At 60.1% G+C, this 18996-nt stretch carries 22 protein-coding genes and 1 tRNA gene; 10 read left to right on the top strand and 13 right to left on the bottom strand.

The genetic code is table 11. The annotated features are described in order from the left end of the window. A partial coding sequence (locus NW809_RS03660; RefSeq protein WP_414401542.1) for a UvrD-helicase domain-containing protein occupies positions 1-1877 on the bottom strand: 1877 nt, incomplete at its 3' end. Between the two features lie 201 nt (positions 1878-2078). On the opposite strand from NW809_RS03660, the gene NW809_RS03655 reads away from it, so the two are divergent. Both NW809_RS03655 and NW809_RS03650 read left to right on the top strand, forming a co-directional pair. Then, positions 2079-2642 (top strand): hypothetical protein, encoded by a 564-nt coding sequence (locus NW809_RS03655; protein WP_414401541.1) that lies wholly within the window; start codon positions 2079-2081, stop codon positions 2640-2642. Between the two features lie 131 nt (positions 2643-2773). Further along, positions 2774-3418 carry a hypothetical protein gene (locus NW809_RS03650; RefSeq protein WP_414375245.1) on the top strand — a complete coding sequence of 215 codons (645 nt, stop codon included), beginning with the start codon at positions 2774-2776 and terminating at the stop codon, positions 3416-3418. A gap of 3 nt (positions 3419-3421) precedes the next feature. Here NW809_RS03650 and dapF read toward each other — a convergent pair whose 3' ends face one another. Further along, positions 3422-4291, bottom strand: a complete 870-nt coding sequence (dapF, locus tag NW809_RS03645) for a diaminopimelate epimerase (RefSeq protein WP_414401540.1) — start codon at positions 4289-4291, stop codon at positions 3422-3424. A gap of 26 nt (positions 4292-4317) precedes the next feature. Further along, positions 4318-4449, bottom strand: a complete 132-nt coding sequence (gene psbN / locus NW809_RS03640; protein WP_011430180.1) for a photosystem II reaction center protein PsbN — start codon at positions 4447-4449, stop codon at positions 4318-4320. Positions 4450-4639: 190 nt separating this feature from the next. Between psbN and psbH the strand changes: the two genes are divergently transcribed. Continuing rightward, entirely contained in the window at positions 4640-4843 is a 204-nt protein-coding gene (gene psbH / locus NW809_RS03635; protein WP_011430181.1) for a photosystem II reaction center phosphoprotein PsbH, read from the top strand. Positions 4844-4866: 23 nt separating this feature from the next. Here the strand turns inward: psbH and argJ are convergent, their stop codons facing one another. Next, positions 4867-6087, bottom strand: coding sequence for a bifunctional glutamate N-acetyltransferase/amino-acid acetyltransferase ArgJ (gene argJ, locus NW809_RS03630; protein ID WP_414401539.1), 1221 nt, complete (start codon positions 6085-6087; stop codon positions 4867-4869). A 244-nt stretch (positions 6088-6331) separates the two neighbouring features. Between argJ and NW809_RS03625 the strand changes: the two genes are divergently transcribed. Continuing rightward, positions 6332-7138, top strand: a complete 807-nt coding sequence (locus NW809_RS03625; RefSeq protein ID WP_011430183.1) for an ABC transporter ATP-binding protein — start codon at positions 6332-6334, stop codon at positions 7136-7138. A gap of 57 nt (positions 7139-7195) precedes the next feature. Continuing rightward, positions 7196-8194, top strand: a complete 999-nt coding sequence (locus NW809_RS03620; protein ID WP_228375483.1) for an ABC transporter permease — start codon at positions 7196-7198, stop codon at positions 8192-8194. A 114-nt stretch (positions 8195-8308) separates the two neighbouring features. On the opposite strand, the gene NW809_RS03615 is transcribed toward NW809_RS03620, so the two are convergent. The 5 genes from NW809_RS03615 to NW809_RS03595 form a co-directional block, all read right to left on the bottom strand. Further along, positions 8309-8381, bottom strand: a tRNA-Phe gene (locus tag NW809_RS03615). 60 nt (positions 8382-8441) lie between these two features. Continuing rightward, a complete protein-coding gene (locus NW809_RS03610; RefSeq protein ID WP_011430185.1) occupies positions 8442-9095 on the bottom strand; it encodes a Crp/Fnr family transcriptional regulator in 654 nt (217 codons plus the stop codon). 196 nt (positions 9096-9291) lie between these two features. Beyond that, positions 9292-10863: an AAA family ATPase gene (locus NW809_RS03605; protein ID WP_011430186.1), complete on the bottom strand. Its 1572-nt coding sequence runs from the start codon at positions 10861-10863 to the stop codon at positions 9292-9294. A gap of 55 nt (positions 10864-10918) precedes the next feature. Further along, positions 10919-11488: a hypothetical protein gene (locus tag NW809_RS03600; protein WP_011430187.1), complete on the bottom strand. Its 570-nt coding sequence runs from the start codon at positions 11486-11488 to the stop codon at positions 10919-10921. Positions 11489-11523: 35 nt separating this feature from the next. After that, positions 11524-12525, bottom strand: a complete 1002-nt coding sequence (locus tag NW809_RS03595) for a zinc-dependent alcohol dehydrogenase family protein (protein ID WP_011430188.1) — start codon at positions 12523-12525, stop codon at positions 11524-11526. A 303-nt stretch (positions 12526-12828) separates the two neighbouring features. On the opposite strand from NW809_RS03595, the gene NW809_RS03590 reads away from it, so the two are divergent. Beyond that, positions 12829-13506: a TIGR03943 family putative permease subunit gene (locus NW809_RS03590; protein ID WP_011430190.1), complete on the top strand. Its 678-nt coding sequence runs from the start codon at positions 12829-12831 to the stop codon at positions 13504-13506. A 1-nt stretch (position 13507) separates the two neighbouring features. Here the strand turns inward: NW809_RS03590 and apcB are convergent, their stop codons facing one another. Continuing rightward, positions 13508-14011, bottom strand: coding sequence for an allophycocyanin subunit beta (apcB, locus tag NW809_RS03585; RefSeq protein WP_011430191.1), 504 nt, complete (start codon positions 14009-14011; stop codon positions 13508-13510). A 225-nt stretch (positions 14012-14236) separates the two neighbouring features. Continuing rightward, complete coding sequence (truB, locus tag NW809_RS03580; RefSeq protein ID WP_011430192.1) at positions 14237-15136, bottom strand: tRNA pseudouridine(55) synthase TruB; 900 nt, start codon at positions 15134-15136, stop codon at positions 14237-14239. A 104-nt stretch (positions 15137-15240) separates the two neighbouring features. On the opposite strand from truB, the gene NW809_RS03575 reads away from it, so the two are divergent. Beyond that, entirely contained in the window at positions 15241-16242 is a 1002-nt protein-coding gene (locus NW809_RS03575) for a DMT family transporter (protein ID WP_049749747.1), read from the top strand. 12 nt (positions 16243-16254) lie between these two features. Here NW809_RS03575 and trpS read toward each other — a convergent pair whose 3' ends face one another. Further along, positions 16255-17250, bottom strand: a complete 996-nt coding sequence (gene trpS / locus NW809_RS03570) for a tryptophan--tRNA ligase (RefSeq protein WP_414401538.1) — start codon at positions 17248-17250, stop codon at positions 16255-16257. Between the two features lie 122 nt (positions 17251-17372). Between trpS and NW809_RS03565 the strand changes: the two genes are divergently transcribed. The 3 genes from NW809_RS03565 to gatC all read left to right on the top strand — a co-directional run bounded on the left by NW809_RS03565 (position 17373) and on the right by gatC (position 18638). Then, the gene (locus tag NW809_RS03565; protein ID WP_099813191.1) at positions 17373-17678 is read left to right on the top strand and encodes a chlororespiratory reduction protein 7; all 306 of its coding nucleotides are present in this window, start codon (positions 17373-17375) and stop codon (positions 17676-17678) included. A gap of 77 nt (positions 17679-17755) precedes the next feature. After that, positions 17756-18277, top strand: coding sequence for a photosystem I assembly protein Ycf3 (locus tag NW809_RS03560; protein WP_011430196.1), 522 nt, complete (start codon positions 17756-17758; stop codon positions 18275-18277). A 67-nt stretch (positions 18278-18344) separates the two neighbouring features. Beyond that, on the top strand, positions 18345-18638 hold the full coding sequence (gene gatC, locus NW809_RS03555; RefSeq protein ID WP_011430197.1) for an Asp-tRNA(Asn)/Glu-tRNA(Gln) amidotransferase subunit GatC: 294 nt from the start codon (positions 18345-18347) through the stop codon (positions 18636-18638). Here the strand turns inward: gatC and NW809_RS03550 are convergent. Then, positions 18635-18832 carry a hypothetical protein gene (locus tag NW809_RS03550; protein ID WP_414401537.1) on the bottom strand — a complete coding sequence of 66 codons (198 nt, stop codon included), beginning with the start codon at positions 18830-18832 and terminating at the stop codon, positions 18635-18637. The two genes, gatC and NW809_RS03550, sit on opposite strands and share 4 nt — an antisense overlap. Between the last annotated feature and the right edge of the window lie 164 nt (positions 18833-18996).

Raw genomic sequence — 18996 nt, 5'->3', positions numbered from 1 at the left:
AAAAACACCACCGGGAACTCCAGCCCTTTGGAAGCATGCAACGTCATTAGCGAAACTTTCTCAGCTCCCTCCTGAAGGGTGTCCAAATCGGAAGCTAAAGACACATTGCTCAAGAAAGCCTCGAGGCTGGGATCCTCCTGTTCTTCTTCAAATTGGCGGGCGGCATTGTAGAGTTCCATCACGTTGGCGATCCTTTCCTCGGCCTCTTCTGTGCCCTGGGCCTTGAGATCTTCCAGATAGCCGCAATCCCGCAGCAGCCCCTCCAGAAGGGCGGCAGCCGAAACCTGGGCCATCTGTCTGTGCCAATGCTGGATAAGCTGGGCAAACTGGAGAACCGGCTTGGCCGAACGCCCCAGCAGGTTGGTAACAGAGGCCTCGTCGCTGAGGATAGTCCACAGGGGCACATTTAAGGCAGCCGCCGCTTCGCTTAGCTTGTCCAGAGTGGACTTGCCGATGCCCCGCCGCGGCACATTGATAATGCGCAACAGGCTAAAAGAATCGGCAGGGTTGAGCACAACCCGCAAATAGGCCAGCACATCCTTAATCTCTTTGCGATCGTAAAATCGCAGCCCCCCCACCACCGTGTAAGGGATCCCCCACCGCAGCAAAACCTCTTCAAAAGGGCGAGATTGGGCATTGGTGCGGTAGAGAATGGCAAAATCTCCCCAGGAAGAGTTGGGATTTTGGCTGTGTAATCCCCGGATGGTATTGACCACAAACTCGGCCTCGGCCATTTCGTCCTCCGCCTGGTAGCAAACGATGGGATGGCCGGGGGGGCGAGTTGGCCGGAGAATTTTATCGATGCGCTCGGTGTTTTTCTCAATCAGGACGTTAGCCGCCTGCAAAATCGTGGCGGTGGAGCGATAGTTTTCTTCCAATTTGATCAGGGTGCGGGTATCGTCGTCCGGCAGGCCATCGCCAAAGGTCTCTTGAAACTCCAGCAAAATGGTGAAATCGGCCCCCCGAAAGCGATAGATGCTTTGATCTGCATCGCCCACCACAAAGAGGGAGCGATTGGTCCAGTCCCACTCGGAGCGGCGGGTCTCGCCGTTGGTGGCCAGGAGCCGGATCAGCTCGTACTGGGTGCGGTTGGTATCTTGGTATTCGTCCACCAAGATGTGCCGAAAGCGCTGGTGCCAGTAGGCCAAAACCTGCTCATTTTGGCGGAAAAGTTGCACCGGGATCCAAATTAAGTTGTCGAAATCGAGGGCATTATTGGCCGCCAGTTGATCTTCGTAGAGCTCGTAAACCTGAGCCAGGATGCGACCTCGGAAATTGGGCTGGTGGCGCTCCAGATCGGCAGGGGTCCAACCTTGATTTTTAGCATTGCTAATGGCATAGCGCACCGATCTTGGATCGAACTTGCGCTCATCTAAGTTGAGTTGCTTAGTTACAATCTCTTTAACCAGGGATTGGGCGTCCGATTCATCGAAAATCGAGAAGTTGCGAGTCCACTTTCGTCCCTTGGGATCCTGATATTTTTCGATCTCCAGGCGCAGGATCTGGGCAAATAAGCTGTGGAACGTGCCAATCCAAAGAGGCTTAATCCAGCGGTGGTAAACAGCAGATTTTAGTCGCGTTGCCTGGGCCGGCTCCAATTCCTCTAAGGGGATCCCAAATTGTTCTTGAGCTTCTTGTTCGGCAAAGAGCTGCTCAATGCGCTCTTTCATTTCGCGGGCGGCCTTGTTGGTGAAGGTCACGGCCAAAATTTCTCCTGGATCCACCCGATAGTGGCGAATCAGGTAGGCAATGCGGTGGGTGAGGGCGCGCGTCTTGCCGGAACCTGCCCCCGCCACCACCAGCAGCGGGCCACAAAAGTGTTGCACCGCTTGCCGTTGAGAAGGGTTGAGGGCATCCAGCAAAGAGGCGTGAGTCATGGCCAGCAAACCAGAAACTGCCTTCCATTATGGGCACCAACCCAATGGGGATGAGAAGCCCAGAGGGCATTTTGGAGCACCAAGGATGAAGATCGGTTAAGATTTGGCCGGCCCGCTCCAGAGCTCCCCGCCATGAACCGAGTGCTGTCCTGCTGCTGTGCCCCGGCTAACCGCTGCTGGCTTTGCGTTCAAAAGAGACTTGTGGCTTTGGGGTTTGCCACCCTTGCCCTGCTTTCTCAAGGTGCGTTCGATCCCGCCCAAGCTGGCAACTGCCCCAGCAACGGCAACCCCAAAACATCTCTTGACCTCAAGGTGGAAAGCGTTTCTGGGGATCGGCTTGACCTAAGTCGGTATGAGGGCATTCAAGCGTTGATCTTGACCAACAGCCAAACCCGCTCGCAATCGGAAGCCCTCTCCAAAAGCTTGGCCCTGGAGTTCGGGCGAAACCCTCGGCTGCGCCAGATCGTGCTGGTGGATGGCAGGGGGCTGCTGTTGGTGCGAAATTTGGTTTTGCAGGCCATCCGGGAGAGTGTACCGACGGATCCCCGCCTGGTTTCTCCGTTTGTGTATGTCTCGGTCGATTTTGAGGGAGCAACCATCCAGAAGCTGCAAGAAATAGCCGCTGCAACCTTGCCTGGGATCAATTTTCGCCAACAGGCCGCTTTGCTGCTTTTGGACGGCCAGGGAACTCTTCTGAGCGGATTTGCCGACTTGGAGCAATCCAACCTCAGCATTCGCCGGTGCATTCGCACCCTCATGGGATAGTCCCACTTCCCTTTCACACCGGCAACGCCTCTTTTCTGCTGCTCTGGCCCAAGCCATTAAACTGGTCATACCGGTCATGTTGAAGCTTGAAGTCAACCGGTCGAACGACGGCTCTCTGTTCGCGGGATCCCATGCGCCGCCAGCTCAAAATCTTGAACCAAATCCTCGATTACAAGCTTGCCAACTTGCGGCTGTTTGGCCGAGCCGAGCTGAAGGGGCCTGTTCTCAACGTGCTGCTGGAACGGCTGCCGGGCGATGTGGTGGATACCCTGCAGGTGATGGAGGTGGTGCGCAGTGCGGTGGAAGCCTCTCTGCTGCAAGGGTTGCGCAAGGTCAACGTTTACCTTTGGTGCCGCGGACAAACTGAAGAAGCGCCGGAGTGGAGCGAAAGCTTTGCTGTAGAGCCATTGGTCTTGGCCCACCCCAAGGAGCTCCGAAGCCTTGCTTTCAACTATCGACAAGACTATCCCGGCATGCGGGTGCTGTTTTTCTGCCTGGGCCTTTGTCTGGGCGGCTTTTACCTGTTGGGGGGCTGGGAGCAGACAGGTTGGATCGATTGGATCCCCGTAGGACTGGCCTTCGCCTTGGGGGTGATCTTCCCCTGGCTCAAACGCTCCCTCAGCCAGTTTGTACACCCTCTATTTCTCCGCCTTGGCCTGGGCTTGGGCTTGGTCTTATTGGGCCTGGCAGTGGCGCTGATCTGGCGGCAGGGCTGGAGCGTTGCCTATGGGATCCTCGGCCTCCTGGCCATCCTCCTGTTGGGTCTGGGAGCCTAGTTCTCAACCGGCAGTGGTGCCGCTGAAGACGTGTAGGGCAGGGCCGGTCATCCACACGTGTTGGGTATCGGGATCCCAGCGAATCTCCAGATTGCCTCCCGGCAGCTCCACCGTGGCTTGCGGCTCGGCCCGCTCTTCCAAAACGGCGGCCACCAAGGCGGCACAGGCGCCTGTCCCACAGGCCAGCGTCGCCCCTGCCCCCCGCTCCCAAACCCGCAGCCGCAGGTAATTTGGGCCGAGCACCTGGGCAAATTCGGTGTTGGTGCGCTCAGGAAAGGCCGGATGATGCTCAAACAGGGGGCCCACAGCTGCCAAGTCCAGCTCTTCCAGGGATCCCCCTTCTTCCAAAAAGACCACACAGTGGGGGTTGCCCATGCTCACCGCCGTCACCGCCCACTCCCGCCCGCCTACCTGCAGGGGCTGCCGCACCACCTTTTCCTCTGGTTTGGCCAGCGTGGTGGGGATCTGCCCGGCCAAGAGGCGAGGGATCCCCATGTCCACTGTTACCAAGCCATCGGGCCGCACCTGCGGCACGATCCGCCCCGCCAAGGTGTGGATCTGGTAGGCGCCGTCCTGGCCAGGGATCCCCAGATCCTGCAAAAAGCGGGCCAAACAGCGGATGCCGTTGCCGCACATCTCCGCCTCCGAGCCGTCGCTGTTGAACAGGCGCATGCTGAAGTCGGCCCCCTCCTGCCCCGGCAGCAGAAAGATAACCCCATCGGCCCCCACGCCAAAGCGGCGGTTGCAGAGGGCAACGGCTTCCTCAGGCGTCAGACAGGGCTGCGGCTGGTGGCGGTTGTCCACCAAGATAAAGTCGTTCCCCAGCCCCTGGTATTTGTGGAAGGAGAGACGGGAGGGCAACCGAACAGGCATGCAGCGGAACCGCACAACAACCGGCTTCAATCCTCGTGCATCTCGTAGGGATCCTGCAAGTTTTTGGAAGGGGGGCCAAAGGCGGTGTAGATGGCAAAGGCGGTGATGCAGATGGTTATTGCCGCAATGGCCACAACCAGCGAAAGGGTGGATTCCATGGTTAGCTCTTCAGTTCTGAGAGAATCTCCCTACATATTACACAAGTTTACAATTCATTGCCGGCGGCAAAGGGGAGTGACCAGATTCTGTTAGCGTGATTTTAAAAGGAGGTTGTCTGGCTGGGATCTGCCGCCGTGCTGACCTCCAAGTTGGCAAACCTGTCCTCTCTTTGACCTATCGCGAGAACCTATGGCGATTCGTACCAAACTGGGCGATCTGCTGCGTCCTCTCAACTCGGAATACGGCAAGGTGGCCCCTGGCTGGGGCACCACGCCTTTGATGGCGGTCTTTATGGTGCTGTTCGGCATCTTCTTGCTGATCATCCTGCAGATCTACAACAAGTCGCTGCTCCTGGAAGACATCAACGTCTCCTGGGAGAGCCTCAGCTTCTAGGGCTCCTGGCTGCCGCGGGCTGTCTAGGTGGTGTACTCGGCGTTGATGCGCACGTAGTCGTAGCTGAGGTCACAGCCCCAGGCAACGCCCTGGCCAGATCCCTGGTGGAGGTCTACCGTAAAGGTTACGGGATCCCCTCTCTTTAGGTACTCAGAGGCCGCCTGGCGATCAAAAGCCAGAGGCATTCCCCCCTGCAGCAGCAGAAAATCCCCCAGGCGAACCTCCAAGCGACGGCTGTCAAAGGGGATCCCAGCCCGTCCGGCGGCGGCGGCCACCCGGCCCCAGTTGGGATCGTTGCCAAAAACTGCCGCCTTCACCAGGGGAGAGCCGGCAATGACACGGGCTATCTGCCGAGCTGACCTGTCGTCGGGGGCGCCCTGCACCCGGATCTGCAACAACTTGGTGGCTCCCTCGCCGTCGCGGGCGATGGCCTTAGCCAGGTGAATGCAAACCTGGACAACCATCTCGGCGAGGGCTTGGGCAGCTCTCGTGCCAGCTTGCAGGGTGGGAATCCCACTTTGGCCGTTGGCCAGAGCCAGCACCATGTCGTTGGTGCTGGTATCCCCGTCCACGGTGATTTGGTTAAAGCTGAGGTCAACCGCCTCTTTGAGGATCTGCTGCCAGAGGGGAGGATCCACGGCTGCATCGCAGGTTAGGAAAGCTAACATCGTCGCCAAGTTGGGGTGGATCATACCGGATCCCTTGGCGATGCCTCCCAGCCTGACGGTGTAGCCGTCGATCTCGGCCTCCAGGGCTGTACTCTTGGTCACCAGGTCGGTGGTGAGGATGGCGCGGGCGGCGCTCTCTCCTCCTGTCGGCGAGAGGCTGTCGATCAGGCGGGGCAGGGCCGCCTCGATTTTGGCCATTTCCAATTGCCGCCCGATCACCCCTGTCGAGGCAGTGAGCACCTGTTGGGCCGGGATCCCCAGCCGTTCTCCTACCCAGAGGGCCAGTTGGGCGTTGTTGCGCTCCCCCTCTTCTCCTGTACAGGCGTTGGCTTGGCCGGCATTGCAGAGAATGGCCCGCACCGGCTGCCCTTGGGCGAGGATCCCTTGGTTGTAGGTAACACAGGCGGCCTTGACCTGGTTGCTGGTGAAAACGCCAGCCCCCACCGCCTCGCAGTCGGAAACAATTAGGGCGAGATCGGCAGCGCCGGAGGGCTTGAGGCCAGCAGCCACGCCAGCAGCGCGGAACCCTCGCGGGGCGGTAACGGCGCCTGCAACCCGTTTAAATTGGGATCCCATAGATTCTGGGGCCAGGGGGTGATCGGCACTATCATACCGGCTTGGCGCTCAGATCGGGGTTGAGGGCCAGGGTTGGCAACTGGCAAGTTTTGCCCGAGAAACTCTCTGGAAACCAGGTCGGGGGGTGTAGCTGTGCCTACCGCAGCAGAGGCGACAGATAGTGTTGTTTTAATGGTAATGTGCGCCCTTCTCTTTCTGGATTGGGAAGGGATCCCTTTGCCCTCTGCTCTAGGAACCGCGAGCCATGCCCGCCCCTGTCATTACCCTTAACCATGTCAGCAAGGTCTATGCCAATGGCACGGTGGCTTTGCAAGACATGAACATGGCCATCCAGGAGGGGCAGTTCGTCAGCTTGGTGGGGCCCTCTGGCTGTGGGAAAAGCACGGTGCTGCGGCTGATCGCAGGGTTAGGTGACCTAACCACCGGCTCTATCGAGTGGGGGCAAAACACCTCCCAAGGGAAGCCCAAATTGGCCTTTGTGTTTCAGGAGCCGGCCCTCATGCCCTGGGCAACGGTGATGGACAATGTGCGCCTGCCCCTGAAGTTGGCCGGTGAGCCTCGGCCAAAAGCCGATCGAGAGGTTTTGGAAGCCCTCCACCTGGTGGGCTTGCGGGGGTTTGAGCGCCATTTTCCCCGCGAGCTGTCCGGCGGTATGCGCATGCGGGCTTCCATTGCCCGCGCCTTGGTAACCAAGCCGCAGGTGTTGCTGATGGACGAGCCTTTTGGTGCTTTGGATGAGATCACCCGCAGCAAGCTGAACGGCGAACTGCTGGAGTTGTGGCAGGAGAAGCGCTGGACGGTGATTTTTGTTACCCACAACATTTACGAGGCCGTCTATCTGTCCAACCGCGTGGTGGTGATGGCAGCCCGCCCAGGGCGGGTGGTGGCGGATATCCCCATTGAGGCGCCCTACCCCCGCTCGGAAGAGTTTCGCACCTCGCCCCTTTACAACGACTATTGCCGGGAGGTCGCGACCCGTTTGCGGGAGGCCATGCACGACACGGAGCGGGATCCCTGCCTGCGCCCCCTCTCCGCCGGACGGCTGGGCTGACGGGATCCCCCTTTGGCAGCATTCCCGGTGTTAGAGCCCCTTGATTCCCCCTACCCTATGCTGAGTCCTTTCAGTTTCCTTCTCGATTGGCTGTCTCGCTGGCTGGGATCCCTGCTTGGCGCGCCAGAGCGCCCCTTTGGGCTCTGGCTGGATGGGGAGCTGCCTCGGCTGAGCAGCGCGGTGGAAGAACAACTCAGGCCCCAACCCACCGATGCGGCTAAGGTACCTGGCTCTGCGCCGCCGACCTCTGGGCAAGGGTTGGATCTGCGCAAGTGGTTCAACCTGGACGTGATTGCCCCTGGGATCGTCGGGATCCTTTTTCTGGTGGGCTGGGAAGTGGCCGTGCGGCTGACGGGGGTGCCTCCCTATCTATTGCCGGGGCCGATTTTGGTGGCGCAAACCCTGGTGCGGGAGTGGGGATCCCTTTTCCCTTCCCTTTTGATCACCCTACAAATTACGGTGGTGGCGTTCCTTTTGGCCACAGTCTCGGGGCTTTTGCTGGCGATTTTGTTTGCCCAGAGCAAATGGATTGAGCGCAGCCTCTTTCCCTATGCGGTGATTTTGCAAACAACACCCATCGTTTCCATCGCGCCGTTGATCATCATCTGGCTGCGCAACAACACCTTTGCTGCGATGGTGGTTTGCGCTTGGATTGTCGCCTTTTTCCCCATTATCTCCAACACCACCCTGGGATTAAACAGTGTCGATCACAACCTGCTCAACCTGTTTCAACTGTACAAGGCCAATCGCTGGCAAACCTTGATCTACTTGCGTCTGCCCAGTGCCCTGCCCTACTTCCTGGGAGGTCTGCGCATTAGCGGCGGCCTTTCTTTGATCGGGGCCGTGGTGGCGGAGTTTGTCGCCGGCACCGGTGGGCAACGGGCCGGGATCGCCTACCAAATCTTGATCTCCAGCTTTAATTTGCAGGTGCCTCGCATGTTTGCCGCCTTGGTGCTGGTTACCGGCCTAGGGATCCTGATCTTTGTGGCCTTGAGCGCTTTGTCGGACAAGATACTGGGCAGGTGGCACGAGAGCGCTGTGCGCCGCGAGAACTAATTTTTGCCATAGAGCCGGCAGAAGCGGTTTCGCAAAAGGCAAGAACTGGGAATTCCCGGCAACAAAAAGGCTCAGGTTGCAGCCCTGAGCCCATCTTGACCTGTTATTGGCAGATGCCAGGAACCAGACTCGAACTGGTGACACGAGGATTTTCAGTCCTCTGCTCTACCAACTGAGCTATCCCGGCTCTGGGACTATCATTTTAGAATGCCAAGAGGGCTTTTGGCAACAGGTGGCAACCCTCGCTTTAGCCAATTAGCTTTTCCAGGGCATCCATCTGGGGGATGCAGAGGATGTCCCGCTGCCGATCCCGGCGGATCAGCTCCTCCTGCTCCAGCTTAGACAAGACACGGGTAACCGTTTCCCGGGCCAGGCCACTCAAGCTGCTCAGCTCCCGGTGGGGCAAATTGGGAATTTCTACCCCCTTGCAACCGACCCGCCCGCGGGACTCCGCCAAGAAGAGCAGGATATCGGCGACGCGAGCGACGCTGCTGGCCTCCCGCAATTGCAGGCGACGGTTGATCTGCCGTAAACGTCGCGACAAGAGCTGGGCAAGGCGGATGGCAACCTGCGCATCGGCAGCCAAAAGGGCCAGAAAGTTCTGGGCCGACAGAGAGCAGACCTTGGTGGCTGTCAGGGCAATCACATCGCTGGAACGGGGCGCCTCGTCCAAGGCGGCCATTTCCCCGAAGATCTCCCCTGGGCCAAGAATGGTGAGGGTAACCTCCCGGCCCTCCAGATCGTGAGTGCGAATCTTGACCCAACCCTCCAGGATGAAATAGACGGCGTTGCCCCAGTCGTTCTGTAGCAGGATGGCTTGGTTAACAGGGTGGGAGCGCAGCAACATCTGGCGGGCCAGCGGCTCGAGCACCTCAGGGGAAAAGCCTTCAAACAGAAACATCAGGCGTAAATCTTCAGCCGTTACCTCGCTCACTGGGGTCTCCTCCTGCACCGCCTCAATTCTTGCCCAACTCTCTTCCCAGAGAAAAACTCTTCACCTGACCGCCGCCTGAGATCAGCAGGGGCTGCGGTCAGCCTCTAACCCGGAAACGGCAGCATGCGCTTTGCCGGTAACCTTGGTCAGTTGGAGTCGAGACCTAGATCTGCTGCAGTTGCGCTTGCCAATCTTGGCTGGTATCCAAAACCTGCAGCAAGCGCCGCTCCCCCTCGGAAAAATCCTGCCACTGCGCCTGCTGCTGGGCAAGGAGATCGGCGGTGGCATCGGCAATGTCGGCGAGGTTCAGCGGCTCACCCAGGCTCGAAGCAGGGAGCGTTCGCCGTTGCAGCCGCTCGCGGAGGACAGGTTCAGGGGCGTGGCAGTAGAGGATGCACAACGGGATCCGGCACCGTTGGGCTTGTTCAATTGCCATGCCCCGCAGCGCTTGCCGGTCAAACTTGGCGTCCAGAATCACGCTGTAACCTTCCCGGGCCAACTCCACTCCCAATTGCACCAGGCGGCGATAAGTCCTGTCGGTCATCTCGGGCGTATACACCTCTGGCCCCCCTCGCTGCCGCAGAGGGATCCCAGCCAAATGCTTGCGCACGGCGTCGGAGCGGATGTGGATGGCCCCTCGCTGTCGGGCCAGGTGGCGGGCCACCGTGCTTTTGCCCGCTCCCGACAGGCCGGCCATCAGAAACAACTGCCCCTGTTTGGGCAGCGTGTATTCCCAGGCCAGTCGGTAGTAGCGGGCGGCAGTGTGGAAGGCATTGGCTTTGGCAGCTTCCGAGGCGGCAGGATCGTCTAGCAAAAAAGAGGTGACCTTGGCCCGCACGTAGGCCTGGCGATTGAGGTAAATGGGCAAGATCTTGAGTCCTTCCCAATCGCCTGTCTCTTCCAGATAGCTGTTCAAATAGGCGTTGCCCAGATCGGGGCGATGGCGGGCATCCAGATCCATCACTGCATAGGATACGTCGTACATCGTATCCACAAAGCGGAAGGCCTCGTTGAACTCAATGCAATCAAACAGCAAGATCTGGCCTTCCCACCAACAGAGGTTGCCAAGATGCAGATCCCCGTGGCCTTCGCGGATGCGGTCTTGCTCAATTCTCTGGTAAAACAGCTCCTGTCGCTCGGCAAAAAAGCGATCCGTGTAGGCTTGGGTCTCCCGATATTGATCTGCCGTCTGAGGGCCGCCAATGTAGCGCTGGGTTTGGGCGTAATTCTCGTCGAAAGCCTGCCGCACCTGCTCTGGCCGGCCAAAGCTGCGGATGTAGTCGTTGGTCTCCGCCTGGGCGTGAAAGGCCGCCACCACCCGTCCTAGCTCCTCCATTAAGAGTGGCGTCAGCTCCCCCCGCTCGAGGAGGTTGCTAAAGAGTTGCTCTTGAGGAAACTGCCGCATTTTGAGGGTGTACTCCACGGGCTCGCCACTGCCGTCAAGCTGAAACCGGCCCTCGGCTTGCACAATGGGCAACACCTGTAGATAAAGCCCTGGCGCTCCGCGCTGGTTCAGGCGCAGCTCTTCTTGACAAAAGTAGCGTCGCCGCTCCAGGGTGGTGAAATTCAAAAAGCCAAAATCCAGAGGCTTCTTCACCTTATAGGCGTAGTTCCCTGTCAAGAAAATGTAGGAAATGTGGGTTTGGACGAGCTGAATCGGCTCCCGCACCGGATGGGGGTAAAACCCCGGATCCAACATCGCTTGGATTAGCGGCGGCAGGTGGGCATCGGCCATAAAGATGGAGACGGAAAAGTCAGGGATCCTCATTTTCCTCCAAATTGCCCTCAGCTTAGTCTCCCAAGGGCAGGGCGGCCGCTTGCGGTGAAAGACGGATAATGCTGATCCCCTGTTTAACCAAAGTATCTTGAGCGGCAGCAGAGAGGGCGTAGGGCCAGACCAGATACTTAGTGTTGATGTAGTCTCGCCCCCGCTTGGCCAGGCTCACCTGTTCAGAGAGCATGCGCACCTCCGGCCCGCGGGTGATGATGGCCTCGGCGCGGCGGATGCGCTGCATCAGTTGGCTGAACAGCTCTTGGGGCTGCTGCACGAAGACCACAATGGCCAAGTCACAGGGGTTGTAGTAGTTGCCACTGCCGCAGAGGAGCAGGGCCTCGCTGGCGAGAACAAGGGTCTCCTGGTCTCCCAGAGCCACCACCGGGTAGAGAAAGGTGCGCACGTCCTCCGGCTGCCAGTGATTGAAGGAGTAGCTGTCCACCTCTCCCCGCACCCAAGAGGAGATGGCCGGAAAAACCGCCTCGCTCAGCAGCCGATAGGCCGTCTGCGGTCGCCCTAGCCAGCAGAGGGCATTCTCGTAGAAGCTCTCGTTCTCCAACAGGTGAGGGGTGAGGGGAGCGGCCATAGACTCGGATCTGGGCAGGGCCTCCTCCAGCATGCCTAGTCGGAGATGGTTAAGGCAATTTTGCCCAAAACGGATCCCTGTTCCAGCAGCCGGTGAGCGGCAGCCGCTTCGGCCAGGGGAAAGGTGTGGCTGAGCCGGATGCGCAGTTGGCCCTGGTCGATGAGGCGGGCGCACTGCCGGAGGATCTCCGCCTGGTTTTGCCGAGCAACGATGAGGTTCTTCAGCATAGGGGTGAGCATCAGCTCAAAGCTCACTCGCAAGTTGCGGTCGCGGGCCACCCGCCAATCGGTCTCTGGAGCTGGCGCCAGCAGGGTCACGAGATCGCCGTACACGCGCACGGCAGGGAAGGTCTGCTCCAGCACTGGGCCGCCAAGGGTATCGAGAGCAAGATCCACTCCCTCCTCCTCCGTCCAATCCAGAACGGCCCGCACAAAGTCGGTCTGGCGATAGAAGATGGGCAAGCTGGCCCCCAGCAAACGGACAAACTCGGCCTTTTCCGGCGTGCTCACGGTGGTAGCCACTTGGCATCCCCGCAGACGGGCCAGTTGGACGGCCACATGGCCAACACCCCCTGCCCCGGCGTGGATGAGCACCTTTTGGCCGGCCTGCAGCCGTCCCCGGTCGTAGAGGGCTTCCCAGGCGGTGATCAGCACCAGGGGAGCGGCGGCAGCCTCGGCAAAGCTGAGGGTTCTGGGCTTGGGAGCGACGAAGCGCTCATCGACCACGATTAGCTCGGCGTAGTTCCCCGCCTCTCTGCCCAGGCCGCCGTGGCAGAAGTAAACTTCGTCCCCAACCCGAAACTGCCTGACCCCAGATCCCACGGCTTCTACAACGCCGGCGCCATCGCATCCCAAAATGGCCGGCATCTCCTCGGGGTAGAAGGTGCCTCGCCGCCGCAGCTTGGTGTCGATGGGGTTGACGCCGGCGGCCTTGAGGCGGACACGCAGCTCCCGCTCGCCGCGAATCTGCGGGTCGGGCACCTCCTGCAGTTGCAAAACCTCCGGCCCACCCGGCACGCTCATGAGGATGGCTTTCATCTTCTCAAGTGTTCAGGCTCGGTTTGCTCGACTTGCTGCCTCGCGATTGCCGCCGCGCTCCTGAGGATACACCGGCAAGGGGGTCTCTGAACAATGGTTAGTAGCATAAGCCAAGAGAACCGCTCCAGGGATCCCTTGCCCTAAACTAAGCTTCGGAGTTGTGGAGGCAAGCGGTAGCCCATGCCCGCAGGTGGTTCTGGCTCTCTCGGCGGCAAGGCACGGTCAAAAGCAACTAGAGCTGGCCTGGGATCGCGCTCCTGGCTCGGCTGGGGTAACCCAGCCTATTGGGATGCTGCTGGGCTGATGCTCCTGGGGAGCCTGCTCATCGTCTACCGCTGGCGGGGCACCCTGCTGCTGTTGATTAACCCCGCCTATGTAAACGTGGCTCTGCTGGCCGGCCTGTGCCTGCTGGGCCTGGGGATTGGCCGGTGGCGGGGGGCCAAAGTCGCGCCCTCGGAAAGCCATGTCTCCCTGTTGGGGTCGCGCCTGGGGGCGGCGCTCTTGATCCTGACGGCGCTGCTGGGGTTTTGGGTCGAGCCCCGTCCCCTCTCCAGCCAGACGGCCCTCAACCGGGGGGTATCTCCCTATTTGGGTGCCTCTCGCAGCCAGCCGCAGGCTTTTCGTCCCAAGATTGATCCACGCCAGCGCACCCTGCTGGACTGGGTGCGCACCCTGGATGTCTACCCGGATCCCTATACCTATGAAGGCCAGCCGGTGCAGGTGCAGGGGTTCGTCGTTCCTGACGAGCAACCTGACCACTTTGTCATCGCTCGCTTTTTGGTGAGTTGCTGCGCTGCCGATGCCTACCCGGTCGGCTTGCCGGTGCGCTGGCCCCGCTCGGAGGAACTGGCTCCGGACAGTTGGCTGCGTCTGGAAGGGCGGATGGCCGTGGAGCAACGGGATGGCCAGCCTCAGTTGGTGATCCTGGCCGATCAGGTGGAGCCAATACCGGTGCCGGCCAATCCCTACGCCGACGAGTAGGTTAGATGTCGGTTTCGCTGAGTTTAGCGCTCATGTAATCGAAGGGCTCGGCCACAAAGCTGTAATCCTCGTCGGAGCCGAGCAGCTCCAGGGTGCGCTGCTTCATGTTCTGGATCCCGATCACTGTCGGGGCAATCGGCACCCCCAGGGAGTTGTAGGTTTCCCGCAGACCAGCCAGGACGCGCTCGTCCAAGATGCTGGTATCAGCGGCCACCAGGGCGTAGGAAGCGTAGCGCAGGAAGTAGTCCATATCCCGCAAACAGGTGGCGTAGCGGCGGGTGGTATAGGCGTTGCCGCCCGGACGGATTAGATCCGGCACCTGGGCAAACATGGCCGCAGCAGCCGTCTTGACAATGTCCACCGAGTTGAGGTTAATCACCTGCACGGCCTGGATGCGCCGCAGACCCGAATCGTAAAAGGCCTTGAGCGCGTCCATGGCATTCCGATCCAAGTAGCGGCCGGCCAGGTCATAGGTTTTGATCAGTGTGGTTACGGCATCCCGCATATCCCCAACTCCCTTCCTGTAACTCTATGTAAAAGTAGCTTGAGATGAGAATTTTGCCGGCAACGTCCAAAGGCCAACCTTGGAAAATCGAGCCAGAGCCCAACACCGGCAGCGCTCCGAGCTCCCCGCTTGCCCCCAGAAGTTTAGCATGCGGGGGGTTCTTTCCCGCCTTCTCCTCAGCCAATGGCAGATGTTGTTACGAAAATGTAACTTTTCTGCAACGCTCTAGGGATCCGGCAGCAACACCCGCAGCGGCTTGAGCTGACCTGCTTGGCTGTGCCCCAAGCCCAAAAATTCTCCCTCTCCGCTCATGACCCGCAGGGTCTCGGCAGTGGCCTGAGCCGGATCCAGAGGAATGGCCTGACCTTGTCGCCAGCGCTGCGCCTCAGCCGGAGATAAGAATACTGAGTTCCAACTGCGAAATCCCCACTCAATCGGCAACAGGGCAGCAGCGGGATCGGCGGATCCCTGCCACTGCTCCAGGGGCAGGCTCTCTTCGCTGCGAAAAGGGCCACTTTGCAGCCGTCGCAGGCGGCTCATCAAGCCTCCGCAGCCCAATTTCTCCCCCACGTCGCGGGCGAGGGCGCGGATGTAGGTGCCGGGGCCACAGGCGATCTCCAGATCCACTTCCGGGAACTCGCCAGAGCGCCAGCCCAAGATCTGCAGGTGTCGAATCACTACTCTCCGCGGCTCCAGCCCCAGTTCTGCCGCCTCTGCCCCGGCCCGGGCCAGCTCGTAGAGCTTTTTCCCCTGCCGCTTGATGGCGCTGTAAAGAGGCGGCACCTGCCAGATCTCGCCGACAAACTCCCGCAGACATTCCTCCACCTGCTCGCGGCTCAGCTCCGGACAAGGGGATCCCACCTGGATCTGCCCCTCGGCATCGTCGGTGTCGCTGCGCTGCCCAAAGCGAAAGGTGGCCCGATAGACCTTGTCCCCCGACAAAAACGCCAAAAAGCGCGTCGCCCGCCCCACGGCAATGGGCAGAACTCCCGTTGCCGCCGGATCCAAAGTGCCGCCATGCCCCACCTGGCGGGTGCGCAAGACCCGCCGCACCACCGCCACACAGTCGTGGGAGGTGAGCCCGGCCGGCTTATCCAGGTTGAGAAAGCCCTCCAGGGATCCCATGCTGCCCATCACCCATCAGTCATTGATCAGTAATTAAGATTTGTAACCGAACTGCCGCAGCGCTTAACATAGGGTTGATTTCTGTCTGCGAGTTGGAAGCACCTATGGCGCAATCTGGCCTGTTTCCTCAGCCTATCTGGCAACGCCTGTTGATGATCGCCCCTTTTTTCCTGTGGGGCTCGGCGATGGTGGCCATGCGAGATGCCCTCTCCGAGACCACTCCTCTCTTCATGGCCATTCTGCGGCTGTTGCCAGCCGGGATCCTGGTTTTAGCCTTTCGGCTTTGGCAAGGGCGGGCCTCTGCGGCCTCTCAGCCCTGGCATCCCCAGGGGCTGCGGGGGTGGCTGTGGGTCTTGGCCTTTGCCCTGGTGGACGGCACCTGTTTTCAGGGATTTTTGGCGCAAGGGTTGAGAGAGACCGGCGCCGGGCTGGGATCCGTGCTGATCGACTCGCAGCCGCTGGCGGTGGCCCTGATGGCCACCTGGTTTTACCGGGAGCGGATGGGATCCCTGGGCTGGCTGAGTCTGGGGCTGGGCGTGGTCGGTATCAGCCTTATCGGCCTCGGCGGGGAAGGATCCCTGCAGGTGGGGGCCGGCGTGGTCTGGATGTTGCTGGCTTCCCTGTCGATGGCCATTGGCACCGTGATGATGCCGAAGGTGGCGGAGGTGGCGGATCCGGTGTTGGCGACAGGCTGGCACATGGTATTGGGCAGCCTGCCCTTGATCCTGCTCTCGGCGCTAACAGAAAGCGAGCAATGGCAGCACCTGAGCGGCGCCCACTGGCTGGGCCTGCTCTACGCTTCGGTGATGGGGAGCGCCGTGGCCTACGCCCTCTTCTTCTACTTCGCCTCTCAGGAAAATCTCACCGAATTCAGCTCCCTCACGTTTCTCACCCCCATCTTTGCCCTCCTCTTCGGCAGTACCTTCCTGGGCGAGACCCTGACGCCGGTGCAATGGGTGGGAGTGGGCATTACCCTGGTCTGCGTGTATGTCATCAACCACCGGCAGGAGTGGCAGGAGCGCCTGCGCCTGGCCTGGCCAGGGATCCTCTCGGAGCTGGGCCTGGAGTTCAGCACCGTCGAGATCCGCGATGGCCGACCCGACTAAGGGAGCCTTCTCCTAGGGGGGCAGAAACCCCATGGCATCCCGCGCTTTTTGGAGGGTTTGCTCGGCCACGGCACGGGCCTTGGCGGCATTTTCCCGCATCAGCCCGTGGAGGTAGTCGGGGTCACTCGAGAGCTCCCGGTAGCGCTTTTGAATGGGCTCCAGGGTGGCGATAATGCTGTCGGCGAGGAGGGGCTTGAACTGTCCCCATCCCATCTCGGCGCACTCAGCCGCCACCTCCTCCTTGCTTTTGCCGGAGGTGAGCATGTAGATCGTCAGCAAATTGTGGGCCTCCGGGCGTGCCGGGTCGTCGAAGGCAATGCCCCGAATCGAGTCGGTCTTGCATTTTTGGATCTTCTTGCGGATCGTGTCGGGGTCGTCTAGCAAGTGAATGCGGCTGAAATCCGAGGGATCCGACTTAGACATTTTGCGGGTGCCATCGGTCAAGCTCATGATCCGCGCCCCCTGCGGGCGAATCAGCGCCTCTGGGATCACAAACACCTCCCCAAAGCGGTCGTTAAAGCGGCGGGCAATGTCCCGACACAGCTCGATGTGCTGCCGCTGATCCTCCCCTACCGGCACATACTTGGGCTGGTAGAGGAGAATATCCGCTGCCTGCAAAATCGGGTAGCTGAACAGGCCAACACTCGTTTCCTCTCCCTGCTTCTCTTTTTTTTCCTTGTACTGGATCATGCGCTCCGCCCAGTTCATAGGGGTGATGGTGGTGAACAGCCAGGCCAGCTCCGTGTGGGCGGGCACGTGGGACTGCACAAACAGCACACAGTGCTCCAGGCTGAGGCCACAGGCCAGGTAGAGAGCAAACAAAGAACGGGTGCGCTCCCTCAGCAGCTCGGGATCCTGGGGCACAGTAATGGCATGTTGATCCACAATGCAGAAGAAGTTCTCGTAGCGCTCCTGCTCGGCCACCCAGTTTTTAATGGCCCCCAAGTAATTGCCCAGGTGCAACTCGCCGGAGGGCTGGATTCCAGAAAGCGTGCGCGGCTTGGCCATAGGAAAAGCGATCTCAAACGCCAACAAGAGGGAGGACGAGAACCAAGAAAGTCTTTGTTCAGGATATCAAGAGAGCCGCAACCCGTTGGTTTATGAGGGAAGAAAGACAGCAACCCGAAACCATGGCAGACCCGGAGCCAGAACTGCTGCGTGCTGCCAACCACTACGTGCTGCTGATCCCGGGCCTGCCAGAGCAATTTCTCACCCCTGAGGAATTGCAGGAGTTCCTTGTGCGGCTGTTGCAGGAGCACCCCCATCTGGTGGATGCAGATCTGGCCCGCTATCCCACCCCTCAAGCCCAGGCGCAACGGCTCATCGACACGGCCTGTGAGGTGGAGGTCTCCCCTGGCGAAACCGTGCAGTGGCATCCTGTACGCCTGCGCAAGCGCCCCTCAGCTTCTTCTCGCCCCGGCCAGCATCCGGCTTGAGGCCACGCACGGGATCCCATAGGCATGCTACAACCCAAAGAAGAGATACCCTGTCCTGCGCTCTAAGGGGGTCAATCATGCCGCGCAGCATGAAGAACGACAACTTCATCGACAAAACCTTCACCGTCATGGCTGACCTGATCCTGAAGCTGATGCCGGGGGTGAGTCCTGAGCAGAAGAAGGCCTTTGCCTACTACCGGGACGGCATGGCGGCCCAGAGCGAGGGAGAATATGCCGAGGCTCTAGAAAACTACCGAGAAGCCCTGGCCCTGGAGCAAGACGACGAAGACCGCAGCTACATCCTCTACAACATGGGCCTGATCTACCAGAGCAATGGCGAACTGGACAAAGCCCTGGAGTACTACCACCAGGCCCTGGAGCTGAACCCCCGCCTCTGTTCTGCCCTAAACAACATTGCCGTCTTGCTGCACCACAAGGGCGAGCAGAGCCTGCAGGCCGGGGATGAGGAGACGGCAGAGGCCCTGTTCGATGAGGCGGCTCAATACTGGATCCGCGCCATTCGCATTGCCCCCAACAACTACATCGAGGCGCAAAACTGGCTCAAGACCACGGGACGCGCCAACCTGGAGCTGTATTGAGTCTTCCCCCAAGTACCCCAGTTCAGCTAGATTGACCAGAAGTCAAACCTGCTGGCGGAAAGGAAGGATGCTGACACGAGAAGAGGTGCAACATGTTGCCCACCTGGCGCGGCTGGAGCTTACGGAAGAAGAGGAAATCCAGTTTACCGAGCAACTGGCCGATATCTTGGCCTACGTGGAGCAACTGAAAGAACTGGATACGGAAGGGGTAGAGCCCACCTTTCATGTGCTGGATGCGGAGCTGCCCACTCGCCCCGACCAAGTGGAGCCCTACCCCAATATCGAAGGGATCCTGGCCAACGCTCCCGACCGCGCTGACATGTTCTTCAAGGTGCCCCGCATCCTAGAAGGGGAAGATTAGCCCAACTGGCAAGCCCTGCAGCTATGAGCTACAGCAGCTTTTGCTCTTCGGGGGGGGGGAGGAGGCACATCCAGGGCCGGGTTGCACTCGAAGAAGCCCAACGGCTTGAGCAGAAAGCCGATGTAGCTAACCGGCATCACCGGCCAGTCTTCGGTGCGGGGGAAATGGTTGCAGCCAAAGCTGTCCCAGAGCACCAGGCGGGTATTCTCAAGCGAGCGGTTGGCTTGCGTCCATCAGAACCTCTGGGGTACTCCCGCCACAGCGCAGCTTGGCGGGCTGGAGGATAGGCGGTGAGACGAAGGGGTTCAATGCCCCTGAGTCTCACAATCTGGGCGTTGCCTGCTGCTCGACATACTTC

This window comes from Synechococcus sp. WC101 (assembly GCF_047461555.1).
Classification (GTDB): Bacteria; Cyanobacteriota; Cyanobacteriia; order Thermostichales; family Thermostichaceae; genus Thermostichus.
This window is presented reverse-complemented; position numbering and strand designations above follow the sequence as displayed.

Bases quoted from the DNA above. Each gene is read 5' to 3' on its own strand.
- truB (WP_011430192.1), bottom strand. From the start codon at position 15,136: ATGGGATCCCTGGAGGGCTTTCTCAACCTGGATAAGCCGGCCGGGCTC.
- NW809_RS03605 (WP_011430186.1), bottom strand. From the start codon at position 10,863: ATGGCCGATGCCCACCTGCCGCCGCTAATCCAAGCGATGTTGGATCCG.
- NW809_RS03565 (WP_099813191.1), top strand. From the start codon at position 17,373: ATGGCAGACCCGGAGCCAGAACTGCTGCGTGCTGCCAACCACTACGTG.
- psbN (WP_011430180.1), bottom strand. From the start codon at position 4,449: ATGGAATCCACCCTTTCGCTGGTTGTGGCCATTGCGGCAATAACCATC.
- NW809_RS03650 (WP_414375245.1), top strand. From the start codon at position 2,774: ATGCGCCGCCAGCTCAAAATCTTGAACCAAATCCTCGATTACAAGCTT.
- dapF (WP_414401540.1), bottom strand. From the start codon at position 4,291: ATGCCTGTTCGGTTGCCCTCCCGTCTCTCCTTCCACAAATACCAGGGG.
- NW809_RS03620 (WP_228375483.1), top strand. From the start codon at position 7,196: ATGCTGAGTCCTTTCAGTTTCCTTCTCGATTGGCTGTCTCGCTGGCTG.
- apcB (WP_011430191.1), bottom strand. From the start codon at position 14,011: ATGCGGGATGCCGTAACCACACTGATCAAAACCTATGACCTGGCCGGC.
- psbH (WP_011430181.1), top strand. From the start codon at position 4,640: ATGGCGATTCGTACCAAACTGGGCGATCTGCTGCGTCCTCTCAACTCG.
- NW809_RS03625 (WP_011430183.1), top strand. From the start codon at position 6,332: ATGCCCGCCCCTGTCATTACCCTTAACCATGTCAGCAAGGTCTATGCC.
- argJ (WP_414401539.1), bottom strand. From the start codon at position 6,087: ATGGGATCCCAATTTAAACGGGTTGCAGGCGCCGTTACCGCCCCGCGA.
- NW809_RS03560 (WP_011430196.1), top strand. From the start codon at position 17,756: ATGCCGCGCAGCATGAAGAACGACAACTTCATCGACAAAACCTTCACC.
- NW809_RS03590 (WP_011430190.1), top strand. From the start codon at position 12,829: ATGCTCCTGGGGAGCCTGCTCATCGTCTACCGCTGGCGGGGCACCCTG.
- NW809_RS03595 (WP_011430188.1), bottom strand. From the start codon at position 12,525: ATGAAAGCCATCCTCATGAGCGTGCCGGGTGGGCCGGAGGTTTTGCAA.
- gatC (WP_011430197.1), top strand. From the start codon at position 18,345: ATGCTGACACGAGAAGAGGTGCAACATGTTGCCCACCTGGCGCGGCTG.
- NW809_RS03610 (WP_011430185.1), bottom strand. From the start codon at position 9,095: ATGTTTCTGTTTGAAGGCTTTTCCCCTGAGGTGCTCGAGCCGCTGGCC.
- trpS (WP_414401538.1), bottom strand. From the start codon at position 17,250: ATGGCCAAGCCGCGCACGCTTTCTGGAATCCAGCCCTCCGGCGAGTTG.
- NW809_RS03600 (WP_011430187.1), bottom strand. From the start codon at position 11,488: ATGGCCGCTCCCCTCACCCCTCACCTGTTGGAGAACGAGAGCTTCTAC.
- NW809_RS03575 (WP_049749747.1), top strand. From the start codon at position 15,241: ATGGCGCAATCTGGCCTGTTTCCTCAGCCTATCTGGCAACGCCTGTTG.